We start from the raw sequence: 15,734 nt of genomic DNA, 5'->3' as shown, positions 1-15,734 counted from the left end.
AATACCCGCCTCAACAACCTAGGTCACTATATGACCACTAAGCAAGGAGAGGCCGGGGTGACCGGCGTGTCGTGATCTACTGGCCAGGCCAACCAGGTACCGGACCATCCGGAGATCCGCCATGCCCATCCCCATGTCCTCACGCCAGATCGCCGACGACCTCAGCGCCCGCATCCGCTCCGGGGAGTACCCGCCGGGCTCCAAGCTGCCGTCCCTGCGGGAGTTGGCCGACCTGTACTCCGTCAGCGTGTCCACCATCCAGCGCGCCCTGGAACTCACCCGGGACCGAGGACTCACGGTCGGCCGGGCCGGTGCCGGGGTGTACGTGGCCGAGGGCCACTAGGTTGGGGTGATGGTCGACCAGTTCTCGCCGACACCCCTCTACGTGCAGCTCGCCGACCTGATCGCCAAGCGCATCGAGTCGGGAGAGTTGCAGCCGCTCAAGCCGCTCCCGAGCGAGCTGCGGCTACAGCAGGAGTACGGGGTGGCTCGCGGAACTGTCCGCGCGGCGATCGCCCTGCTACGGGAGCGCGGGATGGTCATGACCATGCCCAGCGCGGCACATACGTCACCGAGCGGCGTGGGGAGGCGTAGCCCGGCTGATTCCGCTGGTCGGCGCGGGTAGTCAGATGAGGCCAGAAGCTGGAACGGTAGAACATCTGGTTCTACACTCGGGTGCATGGAGCGCATCGGTGTCCGGGAGCTGAACCAGAACACGAGCCAGGTGTTGGCCCGGGTGAGTGGTGGCGAAACCGTGGAGATCACTGATCGCGGCCACCCGATCGCCCGACTTGTACCGGTAGGTGACGACAGGTCGGTGTTGGCCAAGTTGGTAGCCGCAGGGCGAGCCGTGGCCCCCACCGGCGGTGGTTCGGTGCCGCTTCCACCGAAGCTCGGTGACGAGAACGTGGACGTGGCCGCCTCGCTCGCAGCGATGCGTGATGAGGAACGCTGGTGATCTATCTCGACTCCGCCGCCGTCGTCAAGCTGGTTCGACAGGAGGAGTGCAGCGCCGACCTCGTCTCCTGGCTCAACACGCACAACGACGTCCCGCTGGTCTCCTCCGCCCTCGTCGAGGTGGAAGTCCCCAGAGCACTGCGCCGGTCGGCTCCGCAGGCGTTGATCGGAGTGCCGGCTGCGGTCGGACGACTGTTCCGGCTGGAGATCGACAGCACGATCCGGGCGACCGCGGCCACGTTCACCGAGCCGATGCTCCGCAGCCTCGACGCCATCCACCTGGCTACCGCCCACGTGCTCACCAACGAGTCCGGCGCGGCACTCACCGCCTTCGTCACCTACGACCGGCGACTGCTCCAATGTGCCAAGGAGGCGGGACTGCCCACAGCAAGTCCTGGCCAGAACTGACACCCGACGCCCTGTCCCGGTACGAAGTCCCGGGCACCGCGTCGGCCACGGCCTGCATCTGCGTGACCTCGTGCCCCTCCGTCGGGATACCCGATTCGAGTGGCGGCCGTGGGGAATTCGACTCACCAACGCCACCTTGATCGACGGGGTCTGCTGCACCGATGGGTGACATCTGAGATGGCTTGCCCTGCGGGCGGGCTGGAAGGATGTCGCTGTGCCCAAGCCTTACCCCCGAGAGTTCCGCGATGATGTCGTGCGGGTGGCCCGTGACCGTGATCCGGGCGTGACCGTCGAGCAGATCGCGAAGGACTTCGGGGTCCACCCGATGACGTTGTTCAAGTGGCTGCGCCAAGCCGACATCGACGCTGGCGCGAAGCCCGGCACGACCGGTGGCGAGTCAGCCGAGCTACGCGAGGCCCGCAAGCGGATCAAGCTCCTCGAACAGGAGAACGAGGTCCTGCGGCGGGCCGCGGCGTACCTGTCGCAGGCGAACCTGCCGGGAAAAGGCTCTACCCGCTCGTGAGCGAGCTGGCCGCCGACGGTATCCCCGTCGCGGTGACGTGCCGGGTACTGAACATCGCTCGTCAGCCCTACTACCGGTGGCTCGCCCAGCCCATCGGCGACGCCGAACTGGCTGCGGCTCACCGGGCGAACGCTTTGGTGGACGCCCACCGCGACGATCCGGAGTTCGGCTACCGGTTCCTGGTCGACGAGGCCCGCGCAGCCGGGCAGGCGATGGCTGATCGCACCGGGTGGCGGATCTGCTCGGACAACGGCTGGTGGAGCGCGTTCGGCAAGCGCAAGCGGCGCGGCAAGGGTCGCAAGGTCGGGCCGGCGGTGCACGACGACCTGGTCTGCCGGGACTTCACCGCCGACGGTCCGAACCGGTTGTGGCTGGCCGACATCACCGAACACCGCACCGCCGACGGCAAGCTCTACCTGTGTGCGATCAAGGACGTGTGGTCGAGGCGGATCGTCGGCTACTCCATCGACTCACGGATGACGTCGAGGCTGGCCGTCAACGCCCTGGACAACGCCGTAGCCCGCCGGGGTGACGTGGCCGGCTGCGTGCTGCACACCGACCGCGGGTCGCAGTTTCGAAGCCGGAAATTCGTCCACGCCCTCAACCAACACCACATGATCGGGTCGATGGGCAGAGTCGGCGCCGCCGGCGACAACGCCGCCATGGAATCCTTCTTCGGCCTGCTGCAGAACAACGTCCTCGACCGCCGAACCTGGACGACCCGGCAGCAGCTGAGGACCGCGATCGTGACCTGGATCGAACGGACTTACCACCGCCGTCGACGCCAACGATCCCTGTCCCGCTTGACCCCTATCGAGTACGAGACCATTATGACCCCACCGGCCAGTCAGGCCGCGTGACTGAAACTGTCACCTATCGGTGCAGCAGACCCTAGGGACTGCTCGTGCCGCTTGCGTGTCACGTGGCGGGCGTGTCGTACGCATGTGCTAGAACCAGCGAAGCCGGATGATCCATAGGAGGTGATCATCCCCGCACAAAGTTGGAGGAAGCATGGAACCGAAGGCGCTGATCATCAGTCTCGCCGCTGGCATGGTGGCGACTTGGGCCACCAGCCAGATCGTGAAGGAGTTGAAGATTCCTGCCTACGCGGCACCGCTTGTGGGCACCGCCGTCACCATGGCTGTCAACAGCGCCGCGAAGCGGCTGCACTGACGACTGGCGGGCCGCCGTGCGGTAGTTGCAGCGGCCCGCCAGTCTTCGCTCCCAGCGTTCCCGTCTACCATCCACGCACCATGGACAGCCCACCGAGTACGAACCCGCCTCCGGAGGGCGTTAGCGTTCCTAAGTTGACCATGCCTCTGACCTGGGTGAACGTCGATCCTTGTAGAAGAGTGTGCGCCAATTTGGCACGCATTTGGCATGGAGTGGTCCCTGGCGATGCCAGGGTGCTCCTTAGCAAGTCTCACCGTATCGGCTGACCCTGCCATCGCTCGCGAGGGTTACCATTGCTCAGTGCTGCTGTCTGCCAACGCCTGGTATGTCCTCCCGTGGAGTGACTGGGTTGGTGTCGTCGGCTTCCCCTTGGGGCTTTTTGGGTTGTGGCTTACGTTCAAACAGGCTCGCTCGGCTAAAGATGCTGCTACCGCCGCGAATGACGCCGTGAAGCGGACTCAGGTGCAGATCAGGGCGAACCAGCTTTTAGTGTTGATACCGCAACTGCGGTGGATTGCTGCCGAGCTTGACTTCGCCATCGATGACGGCAATGTGCGCTTAGCTAAGCGGCATTTGGATAGCTGGCGGTGGCAGGCAAACAACATTCATGGGATGCTCACGTCGGCTGATGCAAGTCAACGTCGGGTTCTTAAATCCCTTCAAGAAAGCGCCGGTCAAGCAGCTTCAGCGGGAACTCTTCTGATGAGAAAGAATAGCGGCGAAGAATCGATGCTAGACCAGTGCGAAAAGGCGCGTGAGGCAATCGGACGGGTCTGCGACCAGTTGAGCAAATGGGCTGGGGAGAATGTAACGCAAGTCTCGACCGATGAGGGTGCTGAATGAGTGACCAAGAGGTTCAAGGGAAAATGACCATCCTGGCGAAGCTTCTCCTTGAGAAGACGAAAGCTGGTCAGGTTAGCTGGAAACCTGCGAGGGATGAGAGTGAACTCCTTTCGTCCGGCCCCAGTTCTGGATTCAAACTAAGCACCTGGCTTGACGCTGATGGTGACCCTTGCTTCGGTCTGCATCTCCTGAACCCGCGCGGGACAATGGTGGCAGAGTTGACCAGCGAATGGCATATGGTCGACTACGAAGACGACGGACCCAGGCCATCTCCCTGGAATGGCGTCCTGAGCGAGTTGTACTACTTGGCCAGAAGGTATGCGTTAGGACTCGACGATATTCTGAGCCGTACTCTCGCAGACCTGCAAAATGGGTCTTTTAAGGATGACGTTCCCTTCTAATCATGCCTTCTTCGGTAGTGTCCGGTACCGGCGGCCACATCACTTCATGCCCGGCCGTGCGCGTGGCAGTTCATGAAGATAGCCGCTGCGGTCACGTAGCCAGTACCGACCTGCGGCGTCGCGAAACTCAAGGCTGACGTCGAGATCGCCATGCCGCTCACCGTCGGTAAGGCCATCGGGTGCGTTGGCCTCCACATTCACGAGTAGCTCTCCGCGATATGGCGGCACAACCCTGATCGGATGGCTAACCCATGACGTGTTCTCGGGGTCAGGCCGGTAGAACCTGACAACCGCGTCGTAGACCGGTGATTGGGAGGCATTTACGATCCAGGCACCCCAGTCATATACCACCCAAGTCGCTACGCTACGTAGCATTTTCCTGGCCTCCGCACTTTGGCCGTACCAGACGGCGACGAGCGACGCTTGGCTGCGTCGCTCGTCTGCCTCCCGTGCACGGCGTTCCAGTTCGGCTCGGGCGTCGCGCCCGGACTCGACCTTGTATACGCGGTACCCGACCAAAGCTGCAGCAAGGGCGAGAATAACGGTGGCGATGTTGGCCAGTGCACCGATCCACGTGGCCACGTCGCCCAGTTCCCACGGCCGCGTGGCTAGATAGGCCATCGTTGCGGTTGCGATCACGTGGTCAGGCTACGTCGTCCCTGCAACAGCCTTGCGGCTGTGGTTCTAGCCGCCGGCAGGTGGCTCTGTTCTCTGTGGTGGCTTAGCCCCCATTTGCAGCCCCGACGACCACGGCAGCAGAAGGCCGGGGTGTCCGAGCCGATCACAGCCCTAGCTCCGCCAGCCGGATCGACGCTGTCGAGAAAATCCACCATGGTCGAAAATCGGAGAAGAATTAGCGCGCTCGAATGTTATCGGATGCAGTCCACCCCAATGAAGATCGGTCAACCCTCCCCGCATCACCAGGGGGGCGGCAGTTAGATTCGGAAATAGAATAAATGGAGTGTATACATCGTAATCGGAGAGGGGGGACGCAGGCAAATACTTAATTTTGATTCTACCCTCCAATGCCCTTAACTGTACAGACATGCAATCGGAGCCGATTGTTGAACACAGCCCGCTTGCTCTCCTGATCGCAGATACTGCGAGCTTTTCAAGCGCCTCGACCGTATGGAAAGTGCCAGACTTCAAGGCGCTTACCCGCTGCTGAATGTCTTGCACGGGCTCCGATGCTAGATCTCCATTCGCGAATACATAAAACTTGTCTCTGTTCCAGACCATCGGTCGGGTTTCAGCATGGAGCGCTCTGGTGCTATCACCCCTCCGGCCAGTGTGGTCAAGTCGATAGAAGATCGGTCGTGAAGCGGACTTTCGAACGCGCTGTTGACCTACCACCTGAATAGTGAGGGGGGCACCGTGCGTTGCCTTTCGGTAATGATGATCAATTGCCTCCCTAAGGCGGATCAGATACCATCCCAAGTCTCGTTCGTGGCCTCTGTAGCCAAAGCGGGTGCCGTCATGGTCATAGCCAGGGTCAAGAGTTCTGCTGATCCATACGTCAGTCGGCTCGCCCTCTATATATGCGATACCTGTATATCCCAGCGTCACGGTTGCATTGCTCGCTTGAAAGAGAATTGCCTTGTTGGCCGCCATGTCATGTGGCCTATAGCTCCTCCCTCGTCTAGTTGTCACCAAACGATCACTAACATGTAGTGCGAATTCTGGCGTGATAATTGATACAAGCAGCGTCATGGGACGTCATCCGCCAATACGTTTGATCAAAACCTCGGCTATCTCGACCATGCTTTTGATTACCACATCCGCCCGGGCGGCTTGGAACTCATCAACCTTGGTCGGTCGATTCGCATACCCAATCACCTGAACGCCGGCCGCCCTCGATCCCTCAATGTCAGAAAGTGAGTCGCCGATTAGAACGCATCGACGCGGCCGTTTGCCGAGGAATCGGACAGCTTGCAGGATAGGTGCCGGGTTAGGCTTCATATTATCCGGAGCGGAGTATGCCCGGCCGACTACGGGCGATACGCAGCTGGCTAGCCGATGGGCTGCCAGGTAGGCACCCACCGCATCAGCTGAATTGTTGCTGACTACTGCCACTGGCATGCCGGCCTGTCTGGCTGCCACGATGACTTCCCGGCCGTACGGCGTGGGTTCGGCAGTCTCGACGGCGCGGCGCTCGGCTGCGCAGAGTGCGTCCTCTACCGCCCGCGTCACGTCCTGGTCGCCGGTTGCGCCGACGCGGCGTAGCACCTCTAGCGGGTCTGGTTCGCCGGCAAGGTCGGGAGGCACGTCGACGCTGTGCTTTCGAAGGACTTCGACCAACTCGGCGGCAACCTGCGGCGCGGGGTAGCCGGCGAAGACGCTGCACACTGGGCCGTCGAAGTCGAGCAGCAGCGCGCCGACCCCGGCTAGTAGCCGGTCAAGTTCGGTGTTCATGCGTCGTACCGGTAGGCGATGGTCGACCACACGGAGTCGAACCACTGGCGGGACGCTTCGACGAACTGCGTGCCGTGGGAGGCGTCGTCGTCGGTCACCGCGTAGTGGAACAGCGGCACGTCCTTGCCCATCAGGTCGTAGATCGCCATGGGCTCACCCTTGACGGACACGGTGCGCTCAACGACCGGGTAGAAGCCGTAGAAGACTTCCTCGCCGTTGAGGATGTAGAGCTTGAACAGCGGGGATGCCCGGTGCATCCGTACCTCGACGGTGGCCGACCGGATCAGGCCGAGGTCGCCCAGCTCGGTGACCTGATCGATGATGCCGTCCGCCGCCCGGCGGGTGATCCGCTCGGCGCGTTCACGCACGGCCGGGTCATCGACCTGCGTTTCGGCCCGTGCGGGCAGCGCCATCGGCGCAGTCATATCTGAGATCAGGACGCGCACCGAGATCGTCTCCGGTGCAAGTCGGCCGACGCGCACCTTGTCGAGCGCTTCGGCCAGCGCGTCCCGCAGCGTCTCACCGGAGAACCCGGCGAAGTCGATGGTGACGTGAGGCCGTTCGAATGCGGCTTCGATATGGGGCCGCAGCTCTACGGCTCGTTGTGTCTGCGCACGGACGAACGCGCCGCTGCCCTGCCGGGACACGATCAGCCGTTCCGCCCGGAGCAGGTCCAAGGCTCGCTTGACTGTCTCCCGCGCAACGCCATACCGGGCGGCTAGGTCGGGCTGCGACGGCAGCTTGTCACCAGGCGCGAGACGGCGCGTGAGGATGGCCGCCCGCAGCTTGTTCGCGATCTGCTGCGAAGCCTGTTTGGGGTCGTCGGGGTCCAACTCGCCAAGGAAGTCAAGGTTCTCGCTCACACGTTCACGGTAGCGCTGACTAGCCAAGTTGGGAAAGTTCGCCGCGTCCCCTTGACCTGACTAGCCAAGCCGCCCTACGTTTATCTTGTCGAACCTGGCTAGCCAGGAACGACAAGCCGAGCGGAAGCCGGGGAAGGTTGGCGCGTTGCGCTGCACGCCTACGGGCCGGTCGCGTGGTCGTTCATTGAGAACTTCACAGCAGGAGTGCCGCGTTTGATCCGTCTGCGGTATGTCCGCCTTGATCCACATGGTGGCCGACCTCGGTATGTCCCGAGCGAGCGGGCCGAGTGGGCTGATCTTGGCGCGCGGTTGCTTCTGCCTCTGACCCCTGCCGTGGGTGGGGTCGCGCTGTTCCGGCGTGGCCCCGGCCCCGGCGTTCTGCTGCTGGTCCGTGTGATGTCCATGTGGTGCCCGTGTACTGCGCACCCGGCCGTTCTACCTACCCCTGTGGGAGAGGTGATTCCGCTATGTCCGTGATTGCCGCGTGTGTGCGTGTCACCAGCAAGAGCCGCGCCGTTTGGCGTGCCTGCACGGTGTGCGGGTTGCTTGCTCCGCTGGCCCGTGACGAGAGCCGTTGCCAGACCTGCCCGCAGTCGTCGCGTTCTCGTCGTACTGAGAGGAACCGATCGAAGTGACCCCCGCTGAGATGGAGCCGTCCGCTGCCGACCTGGCCGCGGTCGATGCTGAGTGGCCGGTGATCGCCGCTGAGTTGGATGTGCTCGATGCTGAGATCAGCTTGTTCTACGCCGATGACCGGGGTGGTCCGTCGCCGTTGGACTGGCGCCGGTTGCGTCGGGCCGAGTCCCGCGTCACTCGCGTCGCCGCCGAGGTGGCCGGACGACCGGCCACCGGGGGGCAGTCCGCGTCCCGGGTCGCCTGATGGCCCGCGTGCGGGCCGTCTTCCGCGATCCGGACGGCGACCGGTACGGCATCCCGACCTTCTGGTGGCAGGGTGCCCCGCCTGGCTATGCCACCCGTCGCCAACTGCGGGCGGCCGGTCTGTGTCCGGGTGGTCAGGGGATCGCCGCTCAGGTCCTCTGGCGTGGTGTCGGTGGCACCCGCGCCGCGTATCTGTACCGGGTTGATCTGGCCCGGCCGAAGCGCACGGCTACCCCCGCCCAGCGCGCCGCTATCGACAAGGCGCTGACCGCCCGCCGTACCTGCCGCGTCTGCGAGCGGGTCCAGCCCTACTACATCCCGCGCTCACTGAACGAGTGCCTTGACTGCTTCGAGGGAGTCCCCTGGTGATCTGGCTGTTGCTGATTCTGCTGGGCGGGCCGCTGGTGATGCTCGCCCCGTTCGCCCTCGCCCACGCCCTCAACCACACCACCCCGACCGTGAAGGAGACGCTGCGATGACCGCTCCTGCCAGCGTCCACCCCCGCAGTGTCGATGACCTCTACCCCGGCGCGTTGGCGCTGACTGACCAACTCGGCGAGGTCCCCTCGCGTAACCGGCTTCAGAAGCAGTTCAAGATCGGCGCTCCGAAGGCGACCGAGCTACGCGAACGACTGCTGACCCGCACCCTCGACCCGATCGCCACCCCGGACCCGATCGCCATCCCGGACCCGGTGGTCACCGTTGAGCCGGTGGTGTGGGACTACCCGGAGCCGATCGGCCCGCTCCCGGCCCCGGCCCCGACCTCGGATCCGGTGCCGGTGGCGGTCGCCCCGGAGCCCGACGTCGCCCCGGAGCCTGACGAGGTGTCCCGTCCGGGTCGGGGGTGGTTCCGCCGTCGCCGGGTGGTGGGTGAGTTGTCGCAGGTCCGGGTGGACGGACACCCGGGTCCGAAGATCACCCCCGCCCCCGACCCGAAGCCCACCCCCGACCCGGTTCCGGTGTCGGTGCGGCCTGGGGTTGGGCAGGTCCGGCAGTTCAAGCGGATCCGGTGGGCGGTGCGGGTGGTGCTGGCGCTCGGGGTGGCCGCGTCGATCGCGGGCAACGTGCTCCACGCCCGGGACGAGATCATCAGTCAGGTCATCTCCGCCTGGTCGCCCCTGGCACTGCTGTTGACGATCGAGCTGATCTCCCGGGTGCCGGTGCACTCGCGTCGGTTGGCGATTGGTCGGTGGGCGGCGACGGCGTTGATCGCGGGGATCGCTGCGTGGGTGTCCTACTGGCACATGGCTTCCGTTGCCGCGCACTACGGGGAGACGAACGGGGCGCAGTATCTGCTTCCGCTGTCCGTGGATGGGCTGGTGGTCGTCGCGTCGATCTGCCTGGTCGAGCTGGGCGGTCGGATCAACGCGGCGGCGAAGCGATGACCCGGGTGCAGGACGTGTGCGTTACCTGCCACGGCGTCATTGAGTGGGTCAACGACGACGCCCACCCCTATTGGCGGCACGTCAACTCCCGCAATCTCAACCGGCCCCACGCGGCGAAGCCCGCCCGCTGACCCCGCCCGGCGGCACAGCCCTCATGGCCTGGAAACCAGTGCTGTGCCGCCGGTCCGGTCACCCAACCCCGATATGAGAGGAGGGCATCTCTGATGGTGCCAGTACCCGACCCGGTGTGGTTCATCGACCGGATCACCGAGGTCCGCGCCGAACTCGCCCGCGCCGACAGCAAAGCGTCCACGTTGATGGCCGTCGCGGGTGCGGCCGTGACGGTCGGCGTGGCAATCCTCGCCCGCACCGACCTGCCCGGCCTCGCCCTGGCCGCCGGGGTCACCACCGTCGCCCTGGTCGGCACGGCCGTGGGACTGCTGGCCGGTGCGGTCCGGCCGTGCCTGGGCGGTGGTCACGGCCTGGTCCGCTACGCGGCTGCTGTGCCGGGTGACCTGATGACCGAGGCGACCGCGCCACCGCTGTCCGCCGCCGCCGAACGGGCGCACCACCTGGTGTGGCTGTCCCGCACGGCAGTGCGGAAGTACCGGCGGGTTCGTACCGCTGTGGATCTGCTGCTGGCCGGTCTGGTCGGCACCGCCGTCACTGCCCTGCTCGCCACTCTCGCCTGAGTACGAAGGAGTCGTTCGTGTCGAACACCAACCCGCCGCAGGGTCGCACGCTGTTCTCCGGTGCGGACTCGTTGACGGATAACCACGCTCTGATCGAGTGGTGCGAGAGCACCCGCCGCATCCTGCACGCCGCCGCCCTGGAACTCGGGATCACCGCCAGCGAGTTGGACGCCCGGCTGCGGCGGGTCGGCGGTGGGGCCGTCGTCGTCGGTGGCCTGACCGCACGGGCACGCGCCCGGCAGGTCGCCAAGCCGATCCAACAGGCGTCCGAAGCCCTGGTCATCGCGAGTCAGTACGTGATCACGGCGAACAACCGGTTCGTCACCGCCTACATGCCCGAGCTGGAGCAGGTCGGCTACCGGGGCACCCGCCGCCCCGACTTCAAATTCACCGCCTAACCAGGAAGGAGAAACAGTCGTGAAGACACGGATGCCGAAGAACGGCGGGATCACCGACCCGTCCGGGCTGGCCGCTGTGCACACGGTGCGGCTGCCGCTGTGGCCCTACCTGGTCACCCCGACCGGGTCGGTCGGCCTGGCCGTCGCTACCGGCCTGGCCCACTGGCGATGGGGCGACCAACCCACCACCGTCGGCGCTGCCGCCGCCGGCCTGACCCTCGCCGGGACCGCCCTGACGTCGTTGACGTGGCGGGCCGCCGCCGCCCGGGGCATCGTCCGCCGCGCCGTGGCCACCACCACCTGCGTGGCCGGGTCGGTGTGGGCGATCGGCGCGACCATCGCCGGCCCCTGGTCGTCGCCCTGGTCGGACATGTGGCTCATCGGCGCACCCACGGCCAGCATCGCCATGGCGGTGGTGCGGGTGCTGCGCAACGGCGACGGCGACGACCCGGTCGCCGCCGGGGGTGGGCTGGCCGACGCGGTCAAGAGCCTGCGGAACGCCAGCGTCGCCCGACCCACCATCAAGGGCGCGAAAGCCGCAGCCGCGGTAACCCTTGAAGCGGGTACGTCGGTGCGGGAATTGGCCGCCGACCGTGCCGCTCTCGCCTCGGCGCTCGATGTGCCGGAGACGGCGGTGCGGGTCATCCCCGACCCGGACTCCGCCCGACGCGGGAGGGTCGAAGTCGTCCCCGTCGACCAACTCCGCGCCATGGTCCCCTGGCCCGGCCTATCCGCCCCCGGCCGGTCCATCGCCGAACCGATCGTGCTGGGGGTGATGGAAGACGGCGAACCGTTGACCCTGTGGCTGCCGGGTGATCACGCGGCGGGGCGCAACGCGGCGCACTTCCTGATCGTGGGCATGTCCGGCGCGGGCAAAACCGAGGTCATCCTCAACATCGCCGCCGAAGTCATCTCCCGCACCGACGCCGAACTGTGGCTGGCCGACCCCCGCAAGTTCGACCAACTCCCCACCTGGGCCATCCAGGGAGCCGCCCGCACGGCCGGGACCGAAGACGACACGAACGAACTGCTCGAAGACCTGTACACCGACATCACCGGCAGGGCACGGCAGATCGGCGCACACGGCCACAAGCAGTGGACCAAGGGTTGCCGGCAGTGCCCCCGCTACCGCGTCGCCATCATCGATGAGGCGTCCCAGGTCGCCGCCGGGAACCCCCTGGTCACCGAACTCACCGAGGCAGCCCGGAGTGCGGGCATCAGCCTGGTGTTCGGGTTGCAGCGCGCATCCCACGACCGGTTCCCCACCTCGGCACGGGCGAACATTCCCGGGTCGATCTGCCTCGGCGTCGACAAGGACGTTGACGCGGGCATGGCCCTGTCCGAGGCCACCCTCGACGCGGGAGCGATGCCGTGGGCGTGGAAGAACACCAAGCCCGGCTACCTCTACGCCGAGGTCCCCGGCACCGACACCACCCGATGGTCCATGCCCTGCCGCAGCTACGTCGCCGACGAAAACCACCGCGCCGACGCCGTCGCGCCGTACCTCGGCGGACAACCCACCACCGGCCCCACCCGCCCGGAACCTGCACGGCCGGCACCCCGCCCCCGCCCGCAGCCGACCCTGACCGACGACGACAGCGACCACGACGACGAACCCAACCAGGCCATCAACCCCCACGACCCACCCGACAACATCGACCCCGCACAGCCCATCCGAATCCCGCCCGGCATGCCGCGTATCCCGCTCGGGCTGCGCCAACCGGCCATGTCCAGCGAAGAGGCGTACGAGCACCTACGCGGGCACCTGCATGACCTGCACGACGCGGGCGTCAACGTCGTGCGACCCGGGGACCTCGGTGACGTCATCGCCGCTACCGGTCTGTCCGGCGACTGGGTACGCAAGGCACTGGGCCGACTTTCCACCGGCCCCGACGCCATGCTCCGCAAGACCGACCGGGGCACCTACAAGATCCGCATCCCCGAACCGGCGTAACCCACCGTCACCACACCCCGGGGTCGTCCGGACGGTCCGGACCGTCCGGACGACCCCGCCAGGGTCCAAGTAGGGGGCCGTCCGGACGCCACCATCCGGACCGTCCGGACGGCCCCCACCACCCCCATGACATCGCCGTCCGTAACCAACACACCCCGCGCACACCCACCGGGAGAACCCCCATGCTGACCGTCGCCGCGCTCGTCCTGGGCGCGCTGCTTGGCCTGATCCTCGGCGTGCCGTTCGGCCGGCGCGTCGAACGTGTCGCTTGGTACGCCGACGCCACCCTTGCCCGCGCCCGCGTCACCGGCTGGCTTCTGCGCGACCTCAGCGGTTGGCTCGCGGCCGTCGCGGTGGTCGTGGCTGTCGTTGTGTTCGTGGTCTGGGCGCTGGTGCGGCCCCACCGCTAATACCTCAGCGGCGCGCTTCGCGCCCTCACCCCCGCATGGCCAGTGCCCGTCCGGCGCTGGCCATCGTCACGCCGCCCCCGGGAAGGAGCGGCCCATGCCCCCGAACGGCACCCGGTGCGGCCACTGGATCGGCGTGGAACGGCGCTACTGCCACCACCCCGATCATGTCCGCCCCTACCTGCAAGGGCCACGCTGCCCGGCCCACACCCCGAACGCTCTCGCCGGGCGGCCCGAACCCACATCGACGTCCCTGAACGAACCCGAGAGGAGCGCCATGCCCGACACGCCTTCGCTGGTCGCCCCCGCCCTGACCTACGCCGCTCGCGGGTGGCCGGTGTTCATGCTCGCCCGGTCGAAACGACCCGTCGCCAACTGCCAGCCCTGCGCCGACGCCAGCCCCGACCACGACCGGGAAGGCTGCGCCTGCCTGACCTGTCACGGCTTCTACGCCGCCACCACCGACCCCGATCGGGTCACCGCGATCGTGGCCGCCGTCCCCACCGGGCAACTCGCCCTACGCACCGGTGCCCCATCCGGCACCGTCGTGATCGACGTCGACCCCGCCCACGGCGGTAGAGACACCATGAACGGCCTCATCGCCGATGGCCTGTTGCCCCCTACCGCCTACGTGGTCACCGGGTCGGGTGGGCTGCACCTGTACTACCGGCACCCCGGAACGCCCGTGCCATGCAGTCAGGGCAAGCCGGGGCAGGGACTCGGCCCCGGCATCGACGTCAAAGCCGACGGCGGGTATGTGGTGCTGCCGCCGAGCGTGCACCCGCGCACGGGCCGTCCGTACCGGTTGGCGCCGCGCCGGGAGATGCAGGAGATGCCCCCCGCCCTGGTTGACGCCTGCCGACCGGCCCCGCCCCCGCCGACCCCGGTCCCGGCGCACACGCCGGCCAGCACCCGAGAGGCGGGGGGCATCTCCCATCCCGACCGGCTCCTTGCCGCGCACCTGCACGCGGTCGCCACCGCCCCGCAGGGAACGCGCCGGACCACCCTCTACGGGGCAGCCCGAGGCATCGCCCGCATGGTCACCGCCGGAGCCATCAACCACCACGACGCCATCACCGCACTCACCACCGCCGGACACCAAGCCGAACAGACCGACCGGGACATTCGCGCCGCCATCACCGGTGGCTTCCGCGCCGAAGGGATCGCCGCATGAACCAGCCGGCCAGCATTGCCGATCAGCCCGTGGACGGTGCGGCGATCCTCGACCAGGTGCACGCCTGCCTGACCAAGTACGTGATCCTGCCGTCGGCGGAAGCCGCAGACGCGGTGACGCTGTGGATCGCGGCCAGCCACGCTCAACCCGCGTGGGCACACGCCCCCCGCCTGGTCATCCGCGCACCCGAGAAGCGGTGCGGGAAGTCCCGACTGCTCGACGTGGTGGAGGCCACCTGCTACGCGCCCCTGATCACCGTCAACGCCAGCCCCGCCGCCGTCTACCGGGCTATCGGCAGTGACGACCCGCCCACCCTGCTCGTCGACGAAGCCGACACCATCTTCGGAGCCGCCGCCGAAGGCAACGAAGACCTACGCGGACTCCTCAACGCCGGCCATCAGCGCAACCGGCCTGCGATCCGCTGGGACAACAACACCCGCAGCCTGGAGAAGATCCCCACCTTCGCCATGGCCGCCCTCGCCGGCATCGGCGCGATGCCCGACACCATCGAAGACCGCGCCGTCGTCATCCGCATGCGCCGCCGCGCCCCCGGAGAGCAGGTCGCACCGTACCGGCACCGCCGTGACGGCCCGGCCCTGCGCACCCTGGCCCGGACCCTCACCACCTGGCTACGCGCGAACCTGCCCACCCTCGAAGCCGCGGAACCACCCATGCCCGTCGAAGACCGCGCCGCCGACACCTGGGAACCCCTCGTCGCCGTCGCGGACCTGGCCGGTGGACCCTGGCCCGACCGGGCACGCCGCGCCTGCGAAACCCTCACCGCACTCCGCGACGGGGCAGCCGTCCCCTCCGACCGGATTCGGCTCCTGGCCGACTGCCGCGCCATCTTCCGCACCGCCGGGGTGACCGACACCCAGAACCGTCCCGGCATCCCCAGCAGCATCCTGCTCGACCACCTGCGTGCCGACGCCGAAGCGCCGTGGGCCGAGTACGGCAAGAGCGGCACCGGCCTCACCGCCATGAAACTCGGCCAACTCCTGGCCGAGTACGAGATCCGGTCCACGAACATCCGGTTCGGACCGCCCCACGGGCAGGTCAAGGGCTACTACCAAGCCGACTTCACCGACGCCTGGCAGCGCTACTGCCCCGGCCCCGAAGCCGTACCCCCACCGGAGGCGTCCCAGCCGTCCCAGCCGTCCCCGCCCAGCTCAGCCCCGGGACGGGTCATCCCCCTGGGACGGCTCAAGCCGTCCCACACCACCACCGCCCACCCCACCACTGGGACGGCTTAAGCCGTCCCAGCCA

The 15,734-nt window shown here is 67.0% G+C and carries 19 protein-coding genes; 16 read left to right on the top strand and 3 right to left on the bottom strand.

The features are described 5' to 3' along the window. The first annotated feature begins 121 nt into the window (after positions 1–121). From O7625_RS06160 to O7625_RS06130, 7 genes are all read left to right on the top strand, one after another. The gene (locus tag O7625_RS06160) at positions 122–343 is read left to right on the top strand and encodes a winged helix-turn-helix domain-containing protein (protein ID WP_282344985.1); all 222 of its coding nucleotides are present in this window, start codon (positions 122–124) and stop codon (positions 341–343) included. Between the two features lie 9 nt (positions 344–352). After that, positions 353–625: a GntR family transcriptional regulator gene (locus O7625_RS06155; RefSeq protein ID WP_282344984.1), complete on the top strand. Its 273-nt coding sequence runs from the start codon at positions 353–355 to the stop codon at positions 623–625. A gap of 54 nt (positions 626–679) precedes the next feature. Beyond that, positions 680–958: a type II toxin-antitoxin system prevent-host-death family antitoxin gene (locus tag O7625_RS06150; protein ID WP_218105002.1), complete on the top strand. Its 279-nt coding sequence runs from the start codon at positions 680–682 to the stop codon at positions 956–958. After that, complete coding sequence (locus tag O7625_RS06145; protein ID WP_282344983.1) at positions 955–1,365, top strand: type II toxin-antitoxin system VapC family toxin; 411 nt, start codon at positions 955–957, stop codon at positions 1,363–1,365. The genes O7625_RS06150 and O7625_RS06145 overlap by 4 nt, the downstream gene beginning before the upstream one ends. 214 nt (positions 1,366–1,579) lie before the next feature. Next, a protein-coding gene (locus O7625_RS06140) for an IS3 family transposase (protein WP_282341783.1) occupies positions 1,580–2,748 on the top strand; the annotation gives its coding sequence in 2 pieces (ribosomal slippage) (positions 1,580–1,864 and positions 1,867–2,748; 1,167 coding nt in all). 151 nt (positions 2,749–2,899) lie between these two features. Further along, on the top strand, positions 2,900–3,061 hold the full coding sequence (locus tag O7625_RS06135; RefSeq protein WP_282344982.1) for a hypothetical protein: 162 nt from the start codon (positions 2,900–2,902) through the stop codon (positions 3,059–3,061). A 300-nt stretch (positions 3,062–3,361) separates the two neighbouring features. Beyond that, positions 3,362–3,904, top strand: a complete 543-nt coding sequence (locus O7625_RS06130; protein ID WP_282344981.1) for a hypothetical protein — start codon at positions 3,362–3,364, stop codon at positions 3,902–3,904. Between the two features lie 440 nt (positions 3,905–4,344). On the opposite strand, the gene O7625_RS06125 is transcribed toward O7625_RS06130, so the two are convergent. The 3 genes from O7625_RS06125 to O7625_RS06115 form a co-directional block, all read right to left on the bottom strand. Beyond that, on the bottom strand, positions 4,345–4,944 hold the full coding sequence (locus tag O7625_RS06125) for a hypothetical protein (RefSeq protein ID WP_282344980.1): 600 nt from the start codon (positions 4,942–4,944) through the stop codon (positions 4,345–4,347). Between the two features lie 1,077 nt (positions 4,945–6,021). Then, positions 6,022–6,717, bottom strand: a complete 696-nt coding sequence (locus O7625_RS06120; RefSeq protein ID WP_282344979.1) for an HAD family phosphatase — start codon at positions 6,715–6,717, stop codon at positions 6,022–6,024. Further along, positions 6,714–7,580: a winged helix-turn-helix domain-containing protein gene (locus tag O7625_RS06115; RefSeq protein ID WP_282344978.1), complete on the bottom strand. Its 867-nt coding sequence runs from the start codon at positions 7,578–7,580 to the stop codon at positions 6,714–6,716. The genes O7625_RS06120 and O7625_RS06115 overlap by 4 nt, the downstream gene beginning before the upstream one ends. A gap of 631 nt (positions 7,581–8,211) precedes the next feature. Here O7625_RS06115 and O7625_RS06110 point away from each other — a divergent pair. From O7625_RS06110 to O7625_RS06070, 9 genes are all read left to right on the top strand, one after another. Beyond that, positions 8,212–8,460, top strand: coding sequence for a DUF6284 family protein (locus O7625_RS06110; protein ID WP_348773988.1), 249 nt, complete (start codon positions 8,212–8,214; stop codon positions 8,458–8,460). Further along, positions 8,460–8,828, top strand: coding sequence for an RRQRL motif-containing zinc-binding protein (locus tag O7625_RS06105; RefSeq protein ID WP_282344977.1), 369 nt, complete (start codon positions 8,460–8,462; stop codon positions 8,826–8,828). The genes O7625_RS06110 and O7625_RS06105 overlap by 1 nt, the downstream gene beginning before the upstream one ends. A gap of 106 nt (positions 8,829–8,934) precedes the next feature. After that, entirely contained in the window at positions 8,935–9,843 is a 909-nt protein-coding gene (locus O7625_RS06100; RefSeq protein WP_282344975.1) for a DUF2637 domain-containing protein, read from the top strand. 224 nt (positions 9,844–10,067) lie between these two features. Beyond that, on the top strand, positions 10,068–10,535 hold the full coding sequence (locus O7625_RS06095; protein WP_282344974.1) for a Pycsar system effector family protein: 468 nt from the start codon (positions 10,068–10,070) through the stop codon (positions 10,533–10,535). 17 nt (positions 10,536–10,552) lie between these two features. Continuing rightward, positions 10,553–10,933: a hypothetical protein gene (locus O7625_RS06090; protein ID WP_282344971.1), complete on the top strand. Its 381-nt coding sequence runs from the start codon at positions 10,553–10,555 to the stop codon at positions 10,931–10,933. Positions 10,934–10,952: 19 nt separating this feature from the next. Then, positions 10,953–12,887, top strand: coding sequence for a conjugal transfer protein TraB (locus O7625_RS06085; RefSeq protein WP_282344969.1), 1,935 nt, complete (start codon positions 10,953–10,955; stop codon positions 12,885–12,887). Between the two features lie 182 nt (positions 12,888–13,069). After that, complete coding sequence (locus tag O7625_RS06080) at positions 13,070–13,297, top strand: hypothetical protein (RefSeq protein WP_282344966.1); 228 nt, start codon at positions 13,070–13,072, stop codon at positions 13,295–13,297. 274 nt (positions 13,298–13,571) lie between these two features. After that, positions 13,572–14,468, top strand: a complete 897-nt coding sequence (locus O7625_RS06075; protein WP_282344964.1) for a bifunctional DNA primase/polymerase — start codon at positions 13,572–13,574, stop codon at positions 14,466–14,468. Next, entirely contained in the window at positions 14,465–15,721 is a 1,257-nt protein-coding gene (locus tag O7625_RS06070; protein ID WP_282344962.1) for a DUF3631 domain-containing protein, read from the top strand. Before O7625_RS06075 ends, O7625_RS06070 begins: the two co-directional genes overlap by 4 nt. Positions 15,722–15,734 lie beyond the last annotated feature (13 nt).

The sequence above is a fragment of the Micromonospora sp. WMMD714 genome (assembly GCF_029581315.1).
Taxonomy (GTDB): Bacteria; Actinomycetota; Actinomycetes; order Mycobacteriales; family Micromonosporaceae; genus Micromonospora; species Micromonospora rifamycinica.
Note: the sequence above shows the minus strand (reverse complement) of the source record. Positions and strands in the feature narration are given on the sequence as shown.

What these genes read in the sequence shown, in the direction of transcription:
- O7625_RS06160 (WP_282344985.1), top strand. Translation starts at nt 122, where the DNA reads ATGCCCATCCCCATGTCCTCACGCCAGATCGCCGACGACCTCAGCGCC.
- O7625_RS06080 (WP_282344966.1), top strand. Translation starts at nt 13,070, where the DNA reads ATGCTGACCGTCGCCGCGCTCGTCCTGGGCGCGCTGCTTGGCCTGATC.
- O7625_RS06155 (WP_282344984.1), top strand. Translation starts at nt 353, where the DNA reads ATGGTCGACCAGTTCTCGCCGACACCCCTCTACGTGCAGCTCGCCGAC.
- O7625_RS06120 (WP_282344979.1), bottom strand. Translation starts at nt 6,717, where the DNA reads ATGAACACCGAACTTGACCGGCTACTAGCCGGGGTCGGCGCGCTGCTG.
- O7625_RS06150 (WP_218105002.1), top strand. Translation starts at nt 680, where the DNA reads ATGGAGCGCATCGGTGTCCGGGAGCTGAACCAGAACACGAGCCAGGTG.
- O7625_RS06105 (WP_282344977.1), top strand. Translation starts at nt 8,460, where the DNA reads ATGGCCCGCGTGCGGGCCGTCTTCCGCGATCCGGACGGCGACCGGTAC.
- O7625_RS06135 (WP_282344982.1), top strand. Translation starts at nt 2,900, where the DNA reads ATGGAACCGAAGGCGCTGATCATCAGTCTCGCCGCTGGCATGGTGGCG.
- O7625_RS06070 (WP_282344962.1), top strand. Translation starts at nt 14,465, where the DNA reads ATGAACCAGCCGGCCAGCATTGCCGATCAGCCCGTGGACGGTGCGGCG.
- O7625_RS06100 (WP_282344975.1), top strand. Translation starts at nt 8,935, where the DNA reads ATGACCGCTCCTGCCAGCGTCCACCCCCGCAGTGTCGATGACCTCTAC.
- O7625_RS06075 (WP_282344964.1), top strand. Translation starts at nt 13,572, where the DNA reads ATGCCCGACACGCCTTCGCTGGTCGCCCCCGCCCTGACCTACGCCGCT.
- O7625_RS06095 (WP_282344974.1), top strand. Translation starts at nt 10,068, where the DNA reads ATGGTGCCAGTACCCGACCCGGTGTGGTTCATCGACCGGATCACCGAG.